1 protein-coding gene and 1 pseudogene are annotated in these 1,968 nt (G+C 63.6%); both read left to right on the forward strand.

Annotation, left to right across the window (positions count from 1 at the left end; genetic code table 11):
* Positions 1–1,715 (forward strand): relaxase/mobilization nuclease domain-containing protein (locus AC1D00_RS38820; RefSeq protein ID WP_477014318.1); only part of this gene is annotated, 1,715 nt, incomplete at its 5' end.
* Between the two features lie 40 nt (positions 1,716–1,755).
* Positions 1,756–1,968, forward strand: a pseudogene (locus tag AC1D00_RS38825) (conjugal transfer protein TraG); the annotation flags it as partial.

The following is a 1,968-nucleotide window of genomic DNA, read 5'->3' on the forward strand; positions in this document are numbered from 1 at the left end:
ACACGCGCTCGCCGAATCCGAAGAGCTTCATCAACCAGGTGCTGCGTGCGGCGAAGAAAGCCGGGCACACCTCGGGGCAGAGCGTGACCGGCAGGCGTTCGGCGGCTTATGGGCGCTCGACGTTTGGCCGCGGCAGACTCGGTTTCAGCCGCGCCAGATTGTTCAGCCCAACGCGGCTCGTTGTGGTGAAGGCGCGTGTTGTCCGGCACAAAGGGCGAGCCTTCCGTTCAGCCCCCCTGACCGCCCACCTGTCATATCTGAAGCGCGACGGCGTGACTCGAAGCGGCGAGAGAGCCGAGATGTTCGATGAGGGCTGCGACCGCGCCGATAGCGCGGCCTTTGCTGACCGATGCAAGGACGACCGGCATCATTTCAGATTCATCGTCTCGCCAGAGGATGCCGGCGACATGACCGACCTGAAGGCGTTCACCCGCGATCTCGCCAGACAGATGGAAATCGACCTCGGCACGCGGCTCGACTGGGTAGCTGTCGATCATTGGAATACTGACAACCCTCACGTCCATCTTCTCGTTCGGGGAGTAGATGAGGAAGGGGCGGATCTCGTGATCGCCCGCGACTACATCAGCCAGGGCTTGCGCTCACGCGCCGAGGAACTGGTCGGTATCGAGCTGGGGCCAAAGCCGGAGCACGAGATCCGCAATTCGCTGGAGAGGGAGGTTTCGGCTGAACGATGGACGCGGCTCGATCGGGAGATCCGGCTGGCGGCCGATGAGACCGGGTATGTCGATCTTCGCCCGGAGAACCCGGGCAAGTCTGATCCGGAGATCCGGCGCCTGATGGTCGGACGCCTTCAGCACCTGGAGAGGATGGGCCTTGCCGCATCCGCCGCACCAGCGGAATGGATGGTCGGGCTCGAGGCCGAGCGTAGCTTGCGCGACCTCGGCATGCGCGGCGACATCATCAAGACCATGCACCGCGCCTTTACCGAGCGTGGGGAAGCGCGCGGCGTTGCCGACTTCGTCATCGAAGGCGGACAGCCGCCGTCCCAGATCATCGGACGGCTGGTCGACCGAGGATTGCATGACGAACTGACGGGTGAGGCCTACGCCCTGATCGACGGAACAGACGGACGTGCTCACCACGTGCGCTTGCGAGGGATCGAGGCCTTCGAACATGCACCGCCCATCGGCGGAATCGTCGAAGTCCGACGCTTCGGTCAAGCCGGCGAACCGCGGCCGACCGTGGTACTCGCGACCCGCTCCGATCTCGATCTGGGTGGACAGGTCACCGCAAAGGGCGCGACCTGGCTCGACCACAGGCTGGTCGAACGCGACCCCATACCGCTTGCCATGGGCGGATTCGGCCGCGAGACCCGCGATGCCATGGAAGCCCGTACGGAGCACCTGATCCAGGAGGGCCTGGCGCGGCGGCAGGGCCAACGCATCATCTTGCAGCGTGACCTCCTGAATACGTTGCGCCGGCGTGAGCTTGACGAGGTGGCTGCAAAAGTCTCGGCCGACACCGGCTTGCCTCATGTGAACGCCGCCTCTGGAGAGCACGTGGCGGGCACCTATCGCCGGCGGCTGACGCTTACCTCGGGACGCTTCGCCATGATTGATAATGGGCTCGGTTTCCAACTCGTGCCCTGGTCGCGCGAACTCGAACAGAAGCTCGGCCAACACGTCACTGGCGTCGTGAAAGACGGCGGCGGAATCGAATGGGGTTTTGGTCGCAAGCGCGACCTAGGCCTCTAGCTTGAACTCGCCAAATTTAATTGCACAAAGGTCGTCTGGGATGTCCGGAACCAAGATCCTCTGGGGTCAGGTGATCGTTGTCGGCCTGATCGTTTTGCTCGCCATCTGGGGAGCAACTGAGTGGACGGCTTGGCGGCTCGCCTGGCAGCCCGAACTCGGGCGGCCCTGGTTCGAACTGGCAGGCTTCAAGATCTATTACCCGCCGGTCTTCTTCTGGTGGTGGTTCGTCTATGACGCCTATGCGCCTCAGGTC

The sequence above is a fragment of the Bradyrhizobium sp. P2_E8 genome, assembly GCF_056403875.1.